At 66.1% G+C, this 19,721-nt stretch carries 17 protein-coding genes and 1 tRNA gene; 13 read left to right on the forward strand and 5 right to left on the reverse strand.

Annotated features, from left to right (window positions below; translation table 11 throughout):
* Positions 1 to 73: 73 nt before the first annotated feature.
* Together AC1D2L_RS15995 and AC1D2L_RS16000 are read right to left on the reverse strand one after the other, a co-directional pair.
* Entirely contained in the window at positions 74 to 1,831 is a 1,758-nt protein-coding gene (locus AC1D2L_RS15995) for a GGDEF domain-containing protein (protein WP_476846878.1), read from the reverse strand.
* 120 nt (positions 1,832 to 1,951) lie between these two features.
* A complete protein-coding gene (locus AC1D2L_RS16000; RefSeq protein ID WP_476846879.1) occupies positions 1,952 to 5,068 on the reverse strand; it encodes a PAS domain-containing sensor histidine kinase in 3,117 nt (1,038 codons plus the stop codon).
* 234 nt (positions 5,069 to 5,302) lie between these two features.
* Here AC1D2L_RS16000 and AC1D2L_RS16005 point away from each other — a divergent pair, with 234 nt between their 5' ends.
* The 5 genes from AC1D2L_RS16005 (at position 5,303) to AC1D2L_RS16025 (ending at position 8,138) form a co-directional block, all read left to right on the forward strand.
* Entirely contained in the window at positions 5,303 to 5,698 is a 396-nt protein-coding gene (locus AC1D2L_RS16005) for a phasin (protein ID WP_476846880.1), read from the forward strand.
* A 112-nt stretch (positions 5,699 to 5,810) separates the two neighbouring features.
* Complete coding sequence (locus tag AC1D2L_RS16010; RefSeq protein ID WP_476846881.1) at positions 5,811 to 6,935, forward strand: hypothetical protein; 1,125 nt, start codon at positions 5,811 to 5,813, stop codon at positions 6,933 to 6,935.
* Positions 6,936 to 7,072: 137 nt separating this feature from the next.
* A tRNA-His gene (locus AC1D2L_RS16015) sits at positions 7,073 to 7,149 on the forward strand.
* Between the two features lie 197 nt (positions 7,150 to 7,346).
* Positions 7,347 to 7,775, forward strand: a complete 429-nt coding sequence (locus AC1D2L_RS16020) for an Hsp20 family protein (RefSeq protein WP_476846882.1) — start codon at positions 7,347 to 7,349, stop codon at positions 7,773 to 7,775.
* Between the two features lie 99 nt (positions 7,776 to 7,874).
* Positions 7,875 to 8,138: a BQ00720 family protein gene (locus tag AC1D2L_RS16025; protein ID WP_476846883.1), complete on the forward strand. Its 264-nt coding sequence runs from the start codon at positions 7,875 to 7,877 to the stop codon at positions 8,136 to 8,138.
* A 9-nt stretch (positions 8,139 to 8,147) separates the two neighbouring features.
* Here the strand turns inward: AC1D2L_RS16025 and AC1D2L_RS16030 are convergent, their stop codons facing one another.
* Entirely contained in the window at positions 8,148 to 8,873 is a 726-nt protein-coding gene (locus AC1D2L_RS16030; RefSeq protein WP_476847000.1) for an alpha/beta hydrolase, read from the reverse strand.
* A gap of 180 nt (positions 8,874 to 9,053) precedes the next feature.
* Between AC1D2L_RS16030 and AC1D2L_RS16035 the strand changes: the two genes are divergently transcribed.
* From AC1D2L_RS16035 to AC1D2L_RS16045, 3 genes are all read left to right on the forward strand, one after another.
* Entirely contained in the window at positions 9,054 to 10,271 is a 1,218-nt protein-coding gene (locus AC1D2L_RS16035; RefSeq protein ID WP_476846884.1) for a glycosyltransferase family 4 protein, read from the forward strand.
* Positions 10,272 to 10,429: 158 nt separating this feature from the next.
* Positions 10,430 to 10,972: a translation initiation factor IF-3 gene (gene infC / locus AC1D2L_RS16040; RefSeq protein ID WP_476847001.1), complete on the forward strand. Its 543-nt coding sequence runs from the start codon at positions 10,430 to 10,432 to the stop codon at positions 10,970 to 10,972.
* 111 nt (positions 10,973 to 11,083) lie between these two features.
* Positions 11,084 to 11,815, forward strand: a complete 732-nt coding sequence (locus AC1D2L_RS16045; RefSeq protein WP_476846885.1) for an aldolase — start codon at positions 11,084 to 11,086, stop codon at positions 11,813 to 11,815.
* A 101-nt stretch (positions 11,816 to 11,916) separates the two neighbouring features.
* Here AC1D2L_RS16045 and AC1D2L_RS16050 read toward each other — a convergent pair whose 3' ends face one another.
* Positions 11,917 to 12,849 carry an amino acid ABC transporter substrate-binding protein gene (locus AC1D2L_RS16050; RefSeq protein WP_476847002.1) on the reverse strand — a complete coding sequence of 311 codons (933 nt, stop codon included), beginning with the start codon at positions 12,847 to 12,849 and terminating at the stop codon, positions 11,917 to 11,919.
* Positions 12,850 to 13,248: 399 nt separating this feature from the next.
* Between AC1D2L_RS16050 and rpmI the strand changes: the two genes are divergently transcribed.
* Both rpmI and rplT read left to right on the forward strand, forming a co-directional pair.
* Complete coding sequence (gene rpmI, locus AC1D2L_RS16055) at positions 13,249 to 13,449, forward strand: 50S ribosomal protein L35 (RefSeq protein ID WP_066609790.1); 201 nt, start codon at positions 13,249 to 13,251, stop codon at positions 13,447 to 13,449.
* Between the two features lie 28 nt (positions 13,450 to 13,477).
* The gene (rplT, locus tag AC1D2L_RS16060; protein ID WP_476846886.1) at positions 13,478 to 13,855 is read left to right on the forward strand and encodes a 50S ribosomal protein L20; all 378 of its coding nucleotides are present in this window, start codon (positions 13,478 to 13,480) and stop codon (positions 13,853 to 13,855) included.
* A gap of 161 nt (positions 13,856 to 14,016) precedes the next feature.
* On the opposite strand, the gene AC1D2L_RS16065 is transcribed toward rplT, so the two are convergent.
* Entirely contained in the window at positions 14,017 to 14,778 is a 762-nt protein-coding gene (locus AC1D2L_RS16065) for an LOG family protein (protein ID WP_476846887.1), read from the reverse strand.
* 126 nt (positions 14,779 to 14,904) lie between these two features.
* On the opposite strand from AC1D2L_RS16065, the gene pheS reads away from it, so the two are divergent.
* From pheS to pheT, 3 genes are read left to right on the forward strand one after another with little or no spacing between them, the layout of a single operon-like run.
* Positions 14,905 to 15,987 (forward strand): phenylalanine--tRNA ligase subunit alpha, encoded by a 1,083-nt coding sequence (gene pheS / locus AC1D2L_RS16070; RefSeq protein ID WP_476846888.1) that lies wholly within the window; start codon positions 14,905 to 14,907, stop codon positions 15,985 to 15,987.
* Positions 15,988 to 16,015: 28 nt separating this feature from the next.
* A complete protein-coding gene (locus AC1D2L_RS16075) occupies positions 16,016 to 17,203 on the forward strand; it encodes a ceramide glucosyltransferase (protein ID WP_476846889.1) in 1,188 nt (395 codons plus the stop codon).
* Positions 17,200 to 19,623, forward strand: coding sequence for a phenylalanine--tRNA ligase subunit beta (gene pheT, locus AC1D2L_RS16080; RefSeq protein WP_476846890.1), 2,424 nt, complete (start codon positions 17,200 to 17,202; stop codon positions 19,621 to 19,623). Before AC1D2L_RS16075 ends, pheT begins: the two co-directional genes overlap by 4 nt.
* The last annotated feature ends 98 nt before the right edge of the window (positions 19,624 to 19,721 follow it).

A 19,721-nucleotide genomic window follows, 5' to 3' on the forward strand; every position in this document is an offset into this window, starting at 1 on the left:
AGCCGCGCCGGCCGCCAATTCGCGCGACGCGTCCGCGCCCTGCTTTGGTGAGAGATCCGAAAAGGACTGTGCGTCAGGCGGCCAGTCCGTTGTCGATCACGCGATTGCGGCCGGCTGCCTTGGCGGCATAGAGCGCGCGGTCGGCGTTGGCGACGAGGTCGACCCAACTCCCGGGCCGGTTCGGCAGGGCGGCAACGCCGAAGCTCGCGGTGACCACCAGGTTTTCCCCGGGGCCGAGCTTGAACGCGCTGGACTGCAGCGCATTCCGGAGGCGCTCCGCGATGTCGTGTGGCGCCTCGCTGCTGTTCTCGACCAGCAGCACGGCGAACTCCTCGCCGCCGAACCGGGCGACGGAGTCGCCGGGCCGGACGCCCTGCTTCAGCCGCCGCGCGACCTCCTTGAGCACCTCGTCGCCGGCGGCATGACCGAAGCTGTCATTGATCATCTTGAAGTGATCGAGATCGAGCAGGATCAGCCCGATCTGCTCCGGGCCGCCATCCACCGTCGCCAGATCGGCCGCCAGGCGGTCCAGCGCGCCCCGGTTCAGGATACCGGTGAGGCCGTCGATATCGGCCTGCTGCTTCAGGGTCTTTGTCAGCGCCGCACGCTCGATGTCGAGCGCATCACGCTCGATCAGGCGTTGCCTCAGCACCTCCAGCGCGTCGAAAAGGGCGCGCATCTCGCCCTTGGCCGCGCGATGGGCTGCGGGCTCGTCCACCTTGCCGTCAGCGAGGGTGATGATCCGGCTCCGCGCCGCCAGCAGAGGCTGGAACAACAGGCGCTCGCTCAGGATGAGCAGCAACAGCTCGAACAGGATCAGCGCGCCCGTCACCGTGGCGACGAGCCAGAGCGATTGCAGGGCGCGCGCATGGGCGGCTTCGAGCTTGGAAAGCTCTGCGTTCAGGAAGGCATCTCGCAGTTGCTCGAGAGGAGCGAAGGTCGCCACGATTTCTGTCGTGAACGCAGCCGGGGTCGTGCCGTACTGGCCGGTGCCCCCAGCCTTGAGCAGCCTCTCCAGCAGGTCCATCCCGCCGCCGAAGAAGCGTTCGCTCACGGCCTTCCGGGCGCTCGTCACAGCGGGGTCGGCGCTTGCGGATATCTGCTGGCGGATCAGCAACCACAGTTCCAGTACGCGGCCGCGCGTCGCCTCGAACGCGGCGCGGCGTTCCGGGCTGAGCGGCTGCTGGCGCGCGATCCCCGGAATGAGATGCGAGCCTAGCCGCCCTGCATGTTCGCGGAGTTCGCTGAGCATCCGCGCCACCATGGCTCGCCCGACCAGGTCGCTGCCGTGGTCGCTCAGCAATGTCGTCATGGCCGTTTCGACCAGCCCCTGGGTGACGTCATAGACCCCGAACATCGCCTCGATGGCGGCCTGGATCCGTGCCTCGTCGCGCGCTTCGAGCGGCAGCGCGGCGAGCCTGTCGATATCCAGGCGGGCGGCGGCCAAGGCCCGGGCCGGCTCCCTCGCTGCATGTCCGACCTCGGGAATAGCCGTTACGCGCGACAGCGCCTCGTCGCTGGCGGCGCGGAACTGGCGCAGTCTGCGCAGGGAAGGGCTGTCTGGCGCCGGGGGCTCGCCGAGCACGGCATTGCCCGGGCCGCGTTCTGCTGAGATGCGGTTGGCCGCATCGAAGACGGTTCGCAGGTCAGTCAGGCGCTTCAGGCTCTCATGGGCCGATCTGAGCTCCCGGTTATGCCCGGCGATGAGCGAGAGACCGAGAACCAGCGAGCAGAACGTCACCAGTGCGATGGCGAGCCAGAAGCGGCGACGTAACTGCTTCTCTGCCGAGACGGCCAAGCCCGAAGGAGTGCGTGACTGAGCTGTCGGCATGACTGGGGCAGCCCACAAATGGCGAACGCGCCATTGTAGGGCGACAGTTCCTTAACAACTGTCAACATTCTCCGCGCGGTTTGCCGGGTCTGGCTTCACCAACGGAGCAGGCCGGTGCGATCAGCCCGCCAGGACACGCTGCGGCGGGAAGGTGATCTCGACCAGCGTGCCTTCCTTCTTGACGCTGGTAATCGCCATGGCGGCACGGTTGGCCTCGACCAACGCCTTGGTCAGCGGCAGACCAAGGCCGGTGCCGCCCGAGCGCCGTGTCGTCGGCACCTGGCGGAAGGGCTCCAGCGCCAGGGCGATCTCGTGGTCATCCATGCCGATGCCGGTGTCGCGCACCCGCAGGATCGCCTCGCCCTGGTCACCAAGCGCGGTCGAAACGATGACCTGTCCGCCTGCATCTGTGAATTTCACCGCATTTGAGAGCAGGTTGATCACGATCTGCCGGATCGAGCGCTGGTCGGCGACGACGGGCGGCAGTTTCGGGGACAGCCCGGAGCGCAGCACGACACGGCCGCGATTGGCCTCCGGCTGGAGCAGGGCGACCGCCGAGAGCGCGATCTCGTTGAGGTTGACGCTGACGAAGTCGAGGTCGAGCTTGCCGGCCTCGATCTTGGCGAGGTCCAGCAGGTCGTTCACGAGGCTGATGACGTAGCCGCCCGACTGGTGGATGTCGCGCAGGTATTCCTTGTAGCGTTCGTTCGCGATCGGCCCGAAGCGCTCTTCTGCCATCACCTCCGCAAAGCCGATGATGGCGTTGAGCGGCGTGCGGATCTCATGGCTGATCTTGGCGAGCACGTCGGACTTCTGAGCGCTGGCCTTTTCGGCCGCTTTGCGCGCCTCGACGAGTTCGCCCTCGGTCTTCTTCCAGGCGGTGATGTCGCGCAGCACGGCGCAGAAACGCCGCTCGGGGGCATCCGCGATCTGGCCCATTGTCATGAACAGCGGGATCTTGCCGCCCTGCCGCACGCGGCCGATGACCTCGCGCCCGTCATTCATCACCGAGGCGACGCCGCCGCCCTTCAGGCCTTCGAGATAGTCGAGCGCCGGCGAGTGGCTTTCGGCGGCGAAAAGCAGCGTGAACAGTTCGCCCGTGACCTCGCGCTGGTCATAGCCGAACAGTGCCTCGGCGGTCTTGTTGAGCGACAGGATGCGCCCACGCTCGTCAACCGTGACGACGCCGTCGGTCGCCGTGTCGAGCATCGCGACGAGCTCGCTGATGCGCGATGTCCGGACATCGAGGTCGAGGCGCAAGGCATCGACGCGCGCCGCGCTCTCGGCGTCCTCGGCTTCGAATTCGGCCGCGAGCTCGGCGTCTTCCGCCTCCTCGGGCGTCATCACCCTGACCTCGCCGCCGCCATCGGGGTGGCGGAAGGCCATCAGCGTGGCGGCTTCGCCATGCCAGGGCAGGCTCGACAGCACGGCGTCGACACTCACCAGATGGCCGCGACGGTCGATCAGGATCATCGGCCCGCCATCTGTGCGGGTGGCTTCCTTGATCAGGCGGCTGACACCGCCGCCGGCCGTGAGATCGGCGAGATCGGCATAGTCGAGCAGGTCGAGCAGGGTGCGGTTGGCGTAGAGCGCCTCGTCGCCGCGGTTGACCAGAACCGCGATCGGCAGCCGGTCGAGCACGTCGGCGTGCGAATTCGGCAAACGCCGGCGCGCAGCCTCGGCAGCAGCCTCCTCGGCGATGGCGGTCGATGCCTCCGTCGCGGGCGCCACTGCGTCGTCCTGCAGGGGGCGCGACGGAGCCTTGCGGGGCTCGTCGGTATCCTTCAGGCGCAGCGGCGCGGCGGGCGGCAGGCGCGGGGAAATCTCGTCGTCGCCGGCAATGCGGGCACCCAGCGCCTTGGCGATCTCGCGGAATGCGTTGCGCTCGGCCGTGCTGAGATTCGGCTTCGAGGGCTCGAGCACGGGTCGGACCGCACCGAAGTGCCCGTTACGCAGCGGCACGATATTGGCACCCGGAATCGGGGGCGGCTCCGGTGCAGGCTCCAGCGGCTCCGCCAGATCGTTGGCAAAGCTCTCGGCGGCCTCGTCCGCGCCCGCGTCAGGCTCATCGTCCTGGGCAAGGTGGTCGGCGGATTCCGATTCGAGCTCAGGCTCGACGGAATCCGCTTCCAGCTCCGCCTCGTTCTCCAAAGCGGGAGCGTCGACGCTATCGGTGTCCTCTGCGAGTACCTCATCGTGCAGCGCGATTTCGGCAGGCAGGGGCTCAGCCGAACCGACTGGGCGCGCTGCTTCGGCCTCGCTCTCGGCGGTGAGCGCCGATTCGTCGCCCGCTGGCGAGATGACTTCCGGATCCACTATGGCCGGCGGCTCGTCGATAGCAGGCTGCACCTGCGATGCGGTCGCCTCCTGCGTCGGCGCGCTGGCTGGTGGCGCGATCTGCTCGTCGATATCAGGCTCGGCGACCAAGAACGGCTCGCGCTCGGTCAACCGGGCAAGGCCGAACCCGCGATAGCCGCTGATCTGGCGAGCAGCATCGAGGACAGGCACGCCGGAGAGCTCGACGCGCGCGCCTTCGCCGGGCGTGTCGGTTTTCCAGAGCACGCGATGTCCGCTCCAGGTCGTCCCGGTCTCGAAGCGCTTTGCCAGCCCGCCGTCGCGGTCGATCAGGATGCGGCTGACCAGTTCGGCCCAGGTCCTGCCGACCAGCGTGGCGGCCGCATCGGGGCCTGCGAGTTCGGCGATATCGGGCGAGACGCTGCTCAGGCGGCCGGGGGCATCGCTGGTCCACAGGAATCGCAGCTGGCTGCGGCGCGGCGCAGGCGGGGCAGGGGCTTCGGTCACAGCGAGAGGCGCAGGGGCAGCGACCGCCGGCTGCACGTCCGAGGCCGGCACGACGACGCCCAGCCGGCGCAGCTCGGCGGCCGGGACTGCAACCGCCAGGACGGTGCCACCATCGGCCGTCGGGATGAGCTTGCAGCCGCAGGTGATCATGCTGGCGGCAAAGCCCGCCGTCAGGCGCAGGCGCTCGAGCCGGACGCCGTCTCGCGGTGCGAGTCCGCCGGCAAGCAAGGCGAGCCGATGCCGGGTCGGGCCGGGCAGGGTGACCGAGAGGGCATCGGCACCCAGTAGAGCCCGTGCGCCCGAATCAATAAATCCCGGGCGGTTGGCCTCGACGTCCCAAAGCAGCAGTGCGCCGCCGGTCACGTAGGACGCGAATCCCGCATCCCGTCCCGCTTCCGCGCCCAAATCTGCCCAGTTCCGTCTGGCTTCGTTCATGCCCGCCTGCTTGTTTGTCCAATGCAAGCCATCATGGCTAACAAAACTTTAATACCCCTCAAACGATCGCAAATCCATGGAACCGCGGGCTTCGTCTCGCGTCTCGTCGAAACAGCGTTAACGGCGGTTCGGCATCCGACGAGGCCGGAATTGTCATTGCACTGCAAAAATGATATTGCACTGCACAATGACCGCCGGATTTTCACGAGCCGTCAGATGCAGGAGGACGTTCCAATGAATGGCAAGATCCCCTACGAAGTCCCGACCGAAATGCGTGAATTCGCCGAAAAGAGCGTAGATCAGGCCCGAAAGGCCTTCGATGGCTTCATCGGCGCGGCCCAGAAGGCCGTAGATACCGCCCATGGCTCCGCCGAAACGGCACGCGCCAATGCGCAGGACGTCACGCGCAAGGCGATGAGCTATGCCGAGAACAATGTCGCTGCAGCCTTCGAACTCGCGCAGAAATTGGTGAAGTCCAAGGACCTGACAGAGGTCATGCAGCACCAGTCCGAATTCGTGAAGACCCAGATGGCTTCGCTCCAGACCCAGCTCAAGGAGATGGGCTCGGCCGTTCAGGATGTGGCGAGCAAGGCGGCCGAGTCGGTCACCAAGGCGACGAAGACGAAGTGATTCGGAGCGGGGTGTACATCAGCTCCCCCGCCAGTGATTGAGGCGGCCGGACATCAGCTCCGGCCGGACTGCTTTGCCTAACGCCCGTTTGCACCGTTGATGGAGGATCGTGATGGTCAAGCCCGTGCCGACAAAGACGAATGCCAAACCGCCCGTGAGCCTGGCTCCGATCAAGGCTCTCTCCGGCACCGCGCCGGCGGAACAGCCCGCTCCCAAGCTGGCGGAAATCAAGCCGGTCGAAGACAAGCCGGTCGAGGCCAAGCCTTTTGAGGCAAAGTCGGTCGAAGCCAAGCCTGCGGATATCAGGTCCGCCGATATCAAGGCTCCCGATCTGAAGGTGCTTGATAGCAAGCCCGTCGAGACGGCCGCAGTTGCCACGCCTCCGGCCGTAACCAGACCAGTCGAGGTCAAGCCTGCAGAGGCCTCTCCGGTGCCGCCCGCTGCGACGTACTCACGCGCCCCCGAGGCTCCCAAGCCCGTGCCGCCGCTGCTGAAAGCCGTTTCGGCCCCCGCTGTTGCTGTCGCTCCCGCCCCAGTGAAGGTTGAGGCCGCCAAAAGCGCTCCCTCTGTTGCCGTGCCTCCGGCGCCCAAGCCTGCTCCGGTCGCAACCTCAGCAAAGCCGCCTGCAAGCCTGGCAGGGACCTCGCTGGCCCGCACCCCGGTTGCCAAGACGCGCGTGGCCAAGACCAGCCCCGCCAAGGCCAGCGCTGCCAAGACCAGCGTTGCCAAGGCGCCTGTTGCTAAAACTGCGGCTCCAAAGCTCGCCGCGCCGCGCAGTGCCGCTTTGGAGCCCGTTCTGGTGAAGCCGGTCGCGATCAAGTCAGTCGTCGCCGCGGGCACCGCGATGGTCGAAAAGGCAGCCGATAGCGCTCAGAAGGCGGTTGCCGCATCGGTCGAGGCCACAAAAGCCACGGTCAAGGCGGCCCCGCCACTCGTCGCCGCGCTGGCGCAGGCAATGCCTAAGCCACCGGAATTCGCCACGCTTGCCGGCGCCACCCTGATGACGCAGGCGCTGAGCTTTGCGCGGACCGTGGGCGCGATGCAGGCCCGCATGCTTGACCATGCCTGCGCCGAGCTCAAGGCCACCCTTGGCGAGGCCGAGACCCTGGCGCGCAGCGACAGCGCCGCCGATGCTGTTGCCCTCCAGGCCAAGGCCGTGCGCCGCGGCTACGAGGCCTATGCGGCCCATCTCAAGGAACTCGCGCAGGTCGCCAGCGCCTCGCTGCGCAAGAGGTGAAAACAGCCCATTTCACGGCATCTCAGGTTTTCCCCGATTTGCAGTGATTACCCAGTTGCATTCACGCCGTGTCGGAACTAGGTTCCGCGCCGCTGGGGATGTCACGATTTGTTGACGCCAGCACGCCGGTGTACCGGGCAGCCATAGCTCAGTTGGTTAGAGCGCTAGATTGTGGATCTAGAGGTCCCCCGTTCAAGCCGGGGTGGCTGTACCACCGGACGAGAAGCCACCTTCGTCCCTCATCATTTTCGTGTCGAGACAGGCGTCGCGCTTCCTCTTGAACAGGCAACGCGGTCTCGCCATATCGGGATCACGCGGGAGGGTTCGCCTTTCGCGGGCGGGGTGCTGCAAGCAAGCGGGCCCCGGACGATTGTGGAAGCGCCTCTCGAGGGCTTCGGCAAGGACTAGGGCATGACGCGTACGCCGAGTTTATCGCATCCATTCCTGCTCGGCTTCGATGATATCGAGCGCGCGCTTGACCGCGTCACCAAAGGTGCCAGCGAGGGCTATCCGCCCTATAACATCGAGCGGATGCCTCGCACCGACGACGAGCCTGACAAACTCCGGATCACGCTGGCGGTTGCGGGATTTGCGCGCGAGCAACTCGAAATCACGCTGGAAGAGAATCAGCTCACCATTCGCGGCCGTCAGCTCGACGACAAGAGCCGGCAGTTCCTGCATCGCGGCATCGCCGCCAGGCAGTTCCAGCGCAGCTTCCTGCTGGCCGAAGGCATGCAGGTGATGGGGGCGGATCTCTCCAACGGCTTGCTCGCCATTGATCTGGTCCGACCGGAACCAGAACGCCTGATCCGGCGTATCGATATCATCAGCCGGGACTGAACGGCGAAAGCGGACGCAAATCAGGCTTTGTGCTTCCGTTCACTTTTGAGGGCTTATCTTGAGAAGCCCGGAACTCGCACTGCTCTGAAGGAGGGCGCGATGACTGACAGGACCTTTATCCAGACGAATCCGCTGACCCCGGCCGAATTCGCCGCTCTCGGCACCGGCGAGGTCGCCTATCTCAAGCCGATGACCTCGGAGGAGATCGTGCGGATATTCCCGCAGGCTCCGGAAATCCAGCCCGGCCTGAAGCTGTTCGCTCTGCTCTCGGCCGATGGCGCGCCGATCCTCGTGACCGATTCGCGCGATGCGGCGACCGCCAATGCCTGGGAACACGACCTCAAGATGGTCAGTGTCCACTGAGGCCAGCCTCTAGGCGGCGGTCGCGATCTTCGCGACCGCATCGCGCAGCCGCTCGATGTCGGCCGGTGTCGAGAGGCGGTGATCTCCATCCTTGATCAGCGTCAGCAGGACGGGATCGCCCGACAGGTGCTTGACCAGCTTGACCGAATGCTGCCAGGGCACGTCGGGGTCGGCCATGCCCTGCAGGATATGGACGGGGCAACCCGTCCGGATATCGCTTCCGAACATCATGTGGCGGCGGCCATCCTCGATCAGAGCGCGCGTGATCGGCGTGGGCTCTGGTGAATACTCGGACGGCCTCTGCCAGACGCCCTCGTTGAGGATCGTCTCTCGTATCGACTCCGGCATCTGAGCCCACATCAGTTCCTCCGAGAAGTCGACGGCGGGCGCGATCAGCACCAGGCCTGCTGGCGCGTAAGGGGTGCCGAGCAGTTTTCGCGCGGCGAGCAGGGCTATCCAGCCGCCCATCGACGAGCCCACCAGGACAGGCGGCGCCTGGCAGTGGGCGGTGATGGCGGCGAGCGCATCCTCCAGCCAATGCGAGAGCGTCCAGCGCGCGAAGTCGCCGCCGGCGCTGTCGCGGACTTCCGATTCGCCGTGTCCGGCATAGTCGAATCGCAGGAAGCCCCGCTTCGCCTCGCGCGCCCATTGCGCCAGGGCCTCGGCCTTGGTCGCGCGCATGTCGGAGCGGAAGCCGCCGAGCCAGACAACGGGCGCGCCGGCGCCGGGCTGCATCAGAACGGCGATTCGGCGTCGATCAGCGCCGTTTCCGACATCCAGCCATTGCGGTTGCTCTCGCTCCACGCCAAATCTCCTGTGACGAATCTCTCGCCTCAGGCGAATATAGGCTGCGCCCGCGCAGCGCACGTGGTCGTATGACGATCAGCCAGAAAGAGTTCTCTGAAAACGGTGAGCATGTCCTTCAAGCCCGGCGCGCATTTGTCGTTGCCCTCGACCGAAACCCATCCGCTCAGCGGCCGCACGATCCTGCAGATCATTCCCGATCTCGACGCGGGTGGCGCAGAGCGGACCGCGGTCGATATCGCCAAGGGCCTGACCGATGTCGGCGCGCGCGCGCTGGTTGCCACTGAGGGCGGCCGGCTGGTCGCGGAGCTGCAGGCCAAGGGCGGCGTCTGGCTGCCATTCCCCGCGGCCTCCAAGAACCCCTTCTCGATGGCGGTGAACGTCCGCCGCCTCGCGCTTCTGTGCCGGCATGAGGGCGTCCAGCTCATCCATGCGCGCTCGCGTGCCCCGGCCTGGGTGGCTCTGGCGACGGCGCGGATGCTGAAGCTGCCCTTCGTGACGACCTATCACGGTTCCTATGCCGGCCGTTCGGCGGTCAAGACGCTCTATAATTCGGTGATGGCGCGTGGCGACGTCGTGATCGCCAACTCCGGCTACACCGGCGAACTGATCCTGGCCAAGCACGCCTTCGCCCGGGATCGCATCCGGGTCGTGCATCGCGGCACGGACTTTTCCGCATTCGCGCCCGGCATCGTAGGCACCGAGCGTGTCCAGGCGCTGCGCGCTGCGTGGAAAGTCGAGCCGCACCAGCGCATCGTGCTGTTGCCGGGCCGGCTGACAGGCTGGAAGGGCCAACGCATCCTGATCGAGGCCGCGCGCATCCTGCGCGATGGTGGCGATAGCGATACAGCCTTCATCCTGGCCGGAGATGCACAGGGTCGCGACGGCTACGTAAAGGAACTCGACCAACAGATTGCGAAGGCGGGGCTGGAAGGTCGCGTCAAGCGCGTCGGGCATTGCGCCGACATGCCGGCTGCCCTGCTCGCGTCGGCCGTGGTGACCATGCCTTCGACCGAGCCCGAGGCCTTCGGCCGTGTCGCGGTCGAAGCGCAGGCAATGGGCGCGCCTGTCGTGGTGTCCGATCTCGGCGCCGTGCCTGAGACCGTGCTGGCTCCGCCGCAGGTTCTGCCGTCCGAGCGGACCGGCTGGCGGGTCCCGCCCGGCGACGCGGCCGCGCTCGCAGCGAGCCTCGGCGAGGCGCTTGCGATGCGGCCATCGGCCCGCGATGCGCTGGCCATGCGGGCGCGCCGCCATGTCGAACGGCATTTTTCGCTGGAGACCATGGTCGCGGACACGCTCGACGTCTACTGTGCCCTGCTCGGCAAATAGCCTGCGACCGGCGAAACCTGCCGCGTCCTGGCCTGTTTAACTGACAGATGTTTCGGTCGCGGACGCTTTCGCGGTCGTGTTTTGATTGACAATGCCCATCTTTGTGCAATGTGTCTGCTCACCGGCGCCCAGTCCGCCGAACACAGGAGAATACCCCCATTCGTCGTCCATTCCGTGCTGCACCGACCCCGACCAAAGACGGCCCGCGGTCGAACCGCGACATCCGCGGCGTCCGTGATGTCCAGCTCATCGACGATACCGGCGCCAACCGTGGCGTGGTCTCGTTCTTCGAGGCGCTCAAGATTGCCGAGGATGCTGGTCTCGACCTGGTCGAGATCTCCCCCAATTCCGAGCCGCCGGTCTGTAAGATCCTCGACTACGGTCGCTTCCGCTTTCTGGAGCAGAAGAAGGCTGCCGAGGCGCGCAAAAAGCAGCGCACCATCGAGATCAAGGAAATCAAGCTTCGGCCGGGCATCGACAAGCACGACTACGAAGTGAAGATGAAGGCCATGCATGGCTTCTTCGACGAAGGCGACAAGGTGAAGGTCACCCTGCGCTTCCGCGGCCGTGAAATGGCTCACCAGGATCTCGGCGTGAAGGTGCTCGAGCGCGTCAAGGCCGACCTTGTCGACATCGCCAAGGTTGAGAGCGACTGGCAGCTCGAAGGCCGCCAGATGGTCATGGTTCTCGCTCCCAAGTAAGGCGTTACGGCGTCATGCGATTCCGATCAGGCCCGGCCCCAGTGCCGGGCCTTGTCATGTCTGGGCCAGCGATGCTTCGATCAGGCAGCTTTCCATCGAGGGATCCCGCCCGTGACCGCGCCCAGCATGACGAATCAACGCCGCGATCTTGCCGCCGCCTTGCGGCTGGCCGCGAAATTCGAGTTGAACGAGGGCATCTGCAATCACTTCTCGGTCGCCCTGCCTGAGGGCCCCGACGGCCGGCCGCGCTACCTGATCAACCCCTATGGCGTGCACTGGTCCGAGATGCGCCCCTCGGACCTGCTGATGATCGACCAGCATGGCGAGGTGCTTGAAGGCGAGGGCGAGGTCGAGCCCACCGCGCGCAACATCCATGTCGCCGCACACAAGGCCAATCCGCGCCATGTCGCGGTGCTGCATGTCCACATGCCCCATGCCACCGCGCTGACCATGGTCGAGGGCGGCCGGCTCGAGATGGCTCACCAGACGGCCTGCCGCTTCTATGGCCGTACCCACTATGTCGATCATTTCGGCGGGCTGGCGCTCGACGCCAGCGAGGGCGAAGCGATCGTCGCCGCCAACAAGGGCGCTGACGACGCAGACATCATCTTCCTGGCCCATCACGGCGTCACCATCGGCGGGCCGTCGGTCGCTGTCGCCTTCGACGACCTGTTCTTCCTCGAGCGCGCCTGCCGCCAGCAGGTGCTGGCCATGTCGACGGGCCGGCCGCTCAAGCTGATTCCCCAGGCCCAGATCGAGGCGACGGCGCGGGACTGGAACCAGGTACTGGTCTTCCAGTCGGAAAAGCATTTCGAGGCGCTCAAGCGTATCGAGCGCGTCTGAACTCGCCACGCACCGCACACTCCAGGCCAAAGAAGAGGGCGGGCGCACCACAGCGCGCCCGCCCTCGATCGCTATGCCGCTCCGCAGAGCCGGCGATTCGCTCAGCGCACAGGCGGGGCGAACTGGATACCGCCTTGCGTCCACAGCCGGTTCAGGCTGCGCGGTTGCGGGTTGATCGAGTTGGGACCCAGATGCCGGTCGAAGCTCTCGCCATAGTTGCCGACAGCCTTGATGATCCGCACGACCCAGTCATTGCTCAGGCCCATGCTCTCGCCGAACTTGCCTTCGACGCCGAGGAGGCGGCGGACTTCCGGGTTTTTCGAGGCCAGCATCTCGTCGACATTGGCCTTGGTCACGCCGAGTTCCTCGGCATTGACCATCGCGAATACGGTCCAGCGCACGATGTCGAACCAGGCGGCGTCGCCCTTGCGGACCCAGGGGCCGAGCGGCTCCTTCGAGATGACGTCCTCGAGCAGGACATGCTCCTCGGGCACCTTCAGCTTGCCGCGCGTGCCGGCCAGCGAGGACAGATCGGTGGTGTAGGCGTCGCAGCGGCCGGCCTCGTAAGCCTGCACGGTGTCGTCGAGCGTGGCGAAGGCGACGGTCTCGAATTTGATGCCGTTGGTGCGGCCGTAATCGGCGAGGTTGAGCTCGGTCGTGGTGCCCTGCGCGACGCAGATCGAGGCGCCGTCAAGCTGCTTCACCTTGGCGATGTTGAGCTTCTTGCGGACGATGAAGCCCTGGCCGTCATAATAGTTCACGGCGGTGAAGGCGACGCCCTGTCCGATGTCGCGGCTCAGCGTCCAGGTCGTGGTGCGCGCGAGCACGTCGATCTCGCCGCTCTGCAGCGCCACGAGGCGGTTCTTGCTCGACAGCGAGAGATATGACGCCTTGTCCTGGTCGTTGAAGACCGCAGCTGCCAGCGCACGGCAGATGTCGGTGTCAAAACCCTGCCAGACACCCTTGGCGTCCTGCAGCGAGAAGCCGGGAACACCTTCGCTGGTGCCGCAGACGATCTGGCCGCGCTGCTTGATCTTGTCGAGGGTCTATTGCGCGAAGGCGGGGGCGCTGGCGACGACGGCGAGCACGGCGCCGACGGCAAAGTTGACGATGTGATGTGTCACGTGAAGTCCTCTTGGGGGCGTCTGGCGCTGGCTCGCCAGAGCTCTGTTCCAGCAAATCGGCAATGAGGTGATGCTGAACAGGCTGGGATCCTGTATCAGGGCTGGGGCGGCGCTGGAAACCTCACCATCCCCAGCCATGTCGCCACAATGCTTGCCAGCGGACGCCTTTTCTGTCATATGCCCGGCCTTCGATCGCCCGGCTGATAAGGGCTGCCGTGGCGGTCGTACTTTGCTTCCCCAAGAGCCAATCTTGAAAAAGCAAAATTGAAGCGGCGCAATTCGCGCGCTCGCGACCATTGAGGAGCTGAAATGCCCAAGATTAAGACGAAGTCGAGCGCCAAGAAGCGCTTCAAAATCACCGGAACCGGCAAGGTGCTCTACGCCCAGGCTGGCAAGCGTCACGGGATGATCAAGCGGACCAACAAGCAGCTCCGCAATCACCGCGGCACCAACGTCCTCTTCGAGGGCGATGCGGCCAACGTGAAGAAGTACTTCCTCCCCAACGGCTGACGCCCCCTAACCTTTCCGGAGATCAAACATGGCTCGCGTGAAACGGGGCGTAACGTCCCATGCCAAGCACAAGAAGACACTCAAGGCTGCGAAGGGCTTTTACGGCCGTCGCAAGAATACGATCCGCGCCGCCAAGGCGGCCGTCGATCGTTCGATGCAGTATGCCTATCGCGACCGCAAGAACCGGAAGCGCTCGTTCCGCGCGCTCTGGATCCAGCGCCTCAACGCTGCGGTGCGTGAGCACGACCTGACATATTCGGCCTTCATCAACGGCCTGCACAAGGCCGGCCTGGAGCTGGACCGCAAGACCCTTTCGGCGATGGCGATCGACGACGCAGCGGCGTTCACCGCCGTGGTCGAGACCGTCAAGGCAGCCCTCGCGGCTGTGGAAGCCAAAGCCGCCTGAGGCGACTGAAGCTTTACGGATATGGAAAAGGCCGGCAGCGATGCCGGCCTTTTTCGTTTGGGCGTCTGCTGTGACGTCATTGCGAGCGAAGCGAAGCAATCCAGGATGTCGCTCTGAGCCTGCTGGATCGCTTCGTCGCTTTCGCTCCTCGCGATGACGGTTCAGGTCTGCACGCTGTCCTTGGCTGCCGGGGTCCAGCCCTCGCCAGCGCCCTCCACGATGCGGGCATAGGCCTCCTCGGGCGTGTCGGCATGGCAGAACAGCTTGAGGTCCTCGGGGCGGATGAAGCCGGCCTGCGCCATCGTGTCGAGGTTGAGCAGGCCCTTCCAGAAGGCGCTGTCGTAAAGCACGATCGGCACCGGCGACATTTTGCCGGTCTGGGTCAGTGTCATGATCTCGAATAATTCGTCGAGCGTCCCGAACCCGCCGGGAAACACGACGAGCGCCGCTGCCCGCATCGCCAGATGCATCTTGCGCATCGCGAAATAGTGGAAGCGGAAGGTCAGTTCCGGCGTCGACCAGGCATTGGGATCCTGCTCGTGGGGCAGGGTGATGTTGAAGCCGATCGAGACCGCGCCCGCTTCCGTGGCGCCGCGATTGGCGGCCTCCATGATGCCGGGCCCGCCGCCGGTGGCGATGACATGGTTGCGACCGGCCTCGCGTTGCGCCAGCGCACCGCCGCGCTCCGAGGCGATGCGGGCGAAGGCGCGCGCGGCCTCGTACCAGCGATCGCCCTCGCGCACGCGGGCGGAGCCGAACACGACGATGGTCGAGACGATGCCCTTCGCGCGCAGGTGGTCCTCCGCCTTCTGGTATTCGAGCATGAAGCGGGCGCCCCGCGTCGAATCGCCGAGCAGGAAATCCGGGTCGGTCGCGGCGAGCCGGTAGGAAGGAGAGGTCTTCTGGGGCGTATTGTCGGGCATTGCGTGTCGATCCTCACAGCATCTCGCCCGCGACGGGGCATCAAATTCCGCTTCGCTCTGGCATATGGGGAGCGTTCCCGCTAGAACCCGGCCGTCCCCACGCCTTCAACCCGTTGCGACCTGTTCATGACCGATCTTGCCCACCTGGAACGCGACGTCCTTGCTGCCATCGCGGCCGCCCCGGACGAAGCCGCCATCGAAGAATTGCGCATCTCCGCGCTGGGCAAGGCCGGCTCGATCTCGGCCCTGCTCAAGACGCTGGGCGCGATGACGCCCGACGAGCGCAAGGAAAAGGGCCCGCTGATCAACGGCCTGCGCGACCGCGTCCAGAGCGCGATCGCTGCCCGTAAGGAAGGGCTGGCCGAAGCCGCGCTCGAGGCACGGCTCGCCTCCGAGCGTATCGACGTCTCGCTGCCGGTGCAGGAGGGGCCCGAGGCGCGCGGCCGCATCCACCCGATCAGCCAGGTTATCGACGAGATCACCGCAATCTTCGGCGACATGGGCTTCGCCGTGGCCGAAGGGCCCGATGTCGAAACCGACGACCTCAACTTCACCAAGCTGAACTTCCCCGTCGGCCATCCCGCGCGCGAGATGCACGACACCTTCTTCTTTGCGCCCGACGCGAATGGCGAGCGCAAGCTGCTGCGCACCCACACCTCGCCGGTTCAGATCCGCACCATGCTGTCGCAGGAACCGCCGATCCGCGTGATCTGCCCCGGCCGCACCTACCGCATGGATTCCGACCAGACCCACACCCCGATGTTCCATCAGGTCGAGGGGCTGGTGATCGAGAAGAAGGCCCATATGGGCCATCTCAAATGGATCCTGGAGGAGTTCTGCAAGTCCTTCTTCGAGATCGACTCGGTCAAGATGCGCTTCCGCCCGTCCTTCTTCCCCTTCACCGAGCCCTCGGTCGAGGTCGACATCCAGTGCTCGCGCAAGGGTGGCGAAATCCGCTTCGGCGAGGGCGAGGATTGGCTCGAGATCCTCGGCTGCGGCATGGTCCACCCCAACGTCATCCGCAATTGCGGGCTCGACCCGGAGGTCTATCAGGGCTTCGCCTGGGGCATGGGCATCGATCGGATCGCCATGCTGAAATACGGCATGCCGGATTTGCGCCCCTTCTTCGAGGCCGATGTCCGCTGGCTCCAGCATTACGGCTTCCGCCCGCTCGACCTGCCGACGCTGACCGGCGGCCTGTCGTCGTGAGCGCATTGGCACGCCAGGGGAGGCAGGGATGAGCGGGGCGGCCTGGGCCGGTCTCTTCGCGACGCTTGCCGTCGCGATCAACCTGCTCTGCCAGGCGATTGCCTTCGACCGCCTGCGCCGCAAGGACGCCGGTTCGGCGCTGCTCGACAGCTTGCCGCCGGTGACCATCGTGCGCCCTGTGCGCGGTCTGGAGGCCTTCAGCCGCGAGACCGCGACCTCGGGCCTCGAGCTCGACTATCCCCGCTACAGGACGATCTTCTGCGTGGCCGATGCGCAGGATCCGATCGTGCCTTTGATCGAGGAGCTGATCGGACGCTTCGGCGCAGGCCACGTCCAGCTGATCACCGGCGATGTCGCGGTGAGCGCCAACCCGAAGCTCAACAACTGCGTCAGGGGCTGGGAGGCGGCGACCACCGACTGGGTGATCCTGGCCGATTCCAACGTCCTGATGCCGCGCGACTATATCCAGCGCATGCTGGCCTCGTGGCGGCCCGATACCGGGCTGGTCTGCTCGACGCCGGCCGGCTCGCGTCCGCAGGGGTTCTGGGGCGAGCTTGAATGCGCCTTCCTGAACACGTTCCAGGCTCGCTGGCAGTTTGCGGGCGAGGCGCTCGGCTTCGGCTTCGCGCAGGGTAAGTCGATGCTCTGGAACAAGCCGTTCCTCGACGCGCAGGGCGGCATCGCGGCGCTGGGGCAGGAGATCGCCGAGGATGCCGCGGCGACAAAGCTGGTGCGCCGCGCCGGCAAGCATGTCCATCTCGTCGGCCAGCCCTTCGAGCAGCCCCTGGGCGAGCGCTCGCTCCATGATGTCGTGCAGCGCCAGTTCCGCTGGGCCCGGCTGCGGCGCGTGACCTTCCTGCCGTTCTTTGCTCCCGAGATCCTGTCGGGGCCGTTGCTGCCGGCGATCGCGGCCGGCTTCGCTGCCCCGGCTTTCGGCTTGCCGGCCTGGCTTGGCCCGGTGCTGGTTTTGCTGCCGTGGTATCTCGCCGAAATGGCGTTGGCGCGCGGCGTCGGCTGGTACTGGTCCTGGCGGATGCCTTTTGCCCTGCTGCTGCGTGACCTGATCTTCCCCTGCGTCTGGGCTTATGCCTTTGTCGCCGGCGAGGTCAGCTGGCGCGGCAATTCCATGAAGATCCGGACGGATGGGGAGGATGAGCTCAATGCTGCCGCCCCCGCTCTGTCCCCTGTCAATTTGAGAAGTGACGGACGCTCATGAAGTTCACTCTGTCCTGGTTGAAGGACCACCTCGAGACCGACGCCTCCGTCGATACCATCGCCGAGACCCTGACCCGCGTCGGGCTCGAGGTCGAGCGCGTCGAGGACAAGGCCAAGGCGCTCGCTGCCTTCACCATCGCCTATGTCATCGAGGCCAAGCAGCACCCCAATGCCGATCGCCTGCGCGTCTGCATGGTCGACACCGGCGCGGGCGAACCCGTCCAGGTCGTCTGCGGCGCCCCCAATGCCCGCACCGGCATGAAGAGCGTCTTCTCACCGCCGGGCACCTACATTCCCGGCAAGGACATCACGCTGGGCAAGGGCGTCATCCGCGGCGTCGAGTCGAATGGCATGCTCTGCTCGGCTGCCGAGCTGCAGCTCTCCGAAGACCATGACGGCATTCTCGATCTGCCCGAGGATGCGCCTGTCGGCGCGTCTTACGCAGCCTATGCCGGCCTCAGCGACCCCGTCATCGAGATCGCCGTAACGCCGAACCGCGCCGATGCGCTGGGCGTCGCAGGTTTGGCGCGCGATCTCGCCGCCGCCGATATCGGCAAGATCAAGACCCCGCAGGTCCAGCCGGTCCGCGGCAGCTTCCCGTGCCCGGTCAGCGTGACGCTCGACTTCGCCGAGGACGACAGGAAGCTCTGCCCGGCCTTCGCGCTGCGGCTGGTGCGCGGCGTCAAGAACGGCCCGTCGCCTGAGTGGCTGCAGGCGCGGCTGCGCGCCATCGGCCTGCGCCCGATCAATGCGCTGGTTGACATCACCAACTTCATGACCTTCGACCGCAACCGGCCCCTGCACGTGTTCGACGCAGCGAAGGTCAAGGGCAACCTGGTCGTGCGCCGCGCCAAGGCTGGCGAGAGCATCCTGGCGCTCGACGGCAAGACCTACACGCTGACCGATGAGCAGGTCGTCATCTGCGACGAGCACGGCGTCGAATCGCTCGCCGGCATCATGGGCGGCGAGGCTTCGGGCTGCGACGAGACCACCACCGACGTGCTGGTCGAGAGCGCGCTCTGGGCGCCACTCAACATCGCCCGCTCGGGCCGCGCGCTCGGCATCAACTCGGATGCACGCTATCGCTTCGAGCGCGGCGTCGATCCCGATTTCGCTCGTCCGGGCCTCGATCTCGCGACGCAGATGATCATCGATCTCTGCGGCGGCGAGGCCTCCGAGATGGTCTTCGAGGGCGAACTGCCCGCGAGCGCGCCGTCGATCGACTTCCCCTGGTCGGAGGTCAAGCGCCTGACCGGTCTCGACCTGCCACAGGCCGAGATGAAGCTCGCGCTGACCTCGCTCGGCTTCCACGTCTCGGGTGCCGGCGAACGGGTCCGCGTCGCGGCGCCGTCCTGGCGCGCCGATGTCGGCGGCAAGGCCGATCTCGTCGAGGAAATCCTGCGCATCGCCGGACTCGATCGCGTCGTCTCCACGCCGCTTCCGCGCATCAAGGGCGAGGTCATCAAGCCCGTCCTGACCGTTCTGCAGAAGCGTACCCGGGCTTCGAAGCGCCTGCTTGCCAGCCGTGGGCTTGTCGAGGCTGTGACCTGGTCCTTCATCTCGCATGAGGCTGCAAAACTGTTCGGCGGCGGCTCGCACAAGCTGACGCTCGCCAACCCGATCGCCGCCGATCTCTCCGACATGCGGCCCTCGCTGCTGCCGGGCCTGATCCGCGCGAGCCAGAGCAATGCCGATCGCGGGCTAGCCGATGTCGCGCTGTTCGAGGTCGGGCAGGTCTTCCAGAGCGACGAGCCGGAAGGTCAGCTCATCGCGGCGGCAGCGCTGCGTCGCGGCACGGCCACGCTCGAGGGTGTGGGCCGTCATTGGGACGGCGCCGCCAAGGCTGTCGACGCGTTCGACGCAAAGGGCGACGTGATGGCGCTGCTGGCGGGCCTCGGCGTTCCCGTCGGTGGGCTGCAGGTCGTTGCGGGCGGGCCGGACTGGGCCCATCCCGGCCGTTCGGCCACGCTGCGCTTCGGACCCAAGGGCGTCATCGGCGCCTTTGGCGAAGTGCATCCGAAGGTGCTCAAGGCGCTCGACGTCAAGGGACCGCTGGTCGCCTTCGAGATCCATCTCGATGCGCTGCCGCTGCCGAAGTTCAAGCCGACCAAGGTCAAGCCGAAGCTGGTTCTGTCTGGCTTCCAGCCGGTGACGCGCGATTTCGCCTTCATCGTCGACAAGGCGGCTGCCGCCGGCGACATGGCCAAGACCGCGCAGAACGCCGATCGCGCGCTGATCTCGGATGTCTCGGTCTTCGATCTCTATGAGGGCGCCGGCGTCGAGGCCGGCAAGAAGTCTGTGGCGCTGGCTGTGACGCTGCAGCCCATCGAGAAGACGCTCACCGAAGTCGAGATCGAGGCGGTCGGCGTGAAGATCGTCGCCGAGATGGCCAAGCGCTACGGCGCCGCGCTGCGCGGGTAGGGAAAGCCCGCGTCATGCTCGGGCTTGACCATGGCATCTCCTGCAAGAGGTTCTCGGGTCGACGCTTTGCTCCGCCCGAGAACGACGCGTGCTGTGAC

The sequence above is a fragment of the Allobosea sp. P1_B10 genome, from assembly GCF_056406735.1.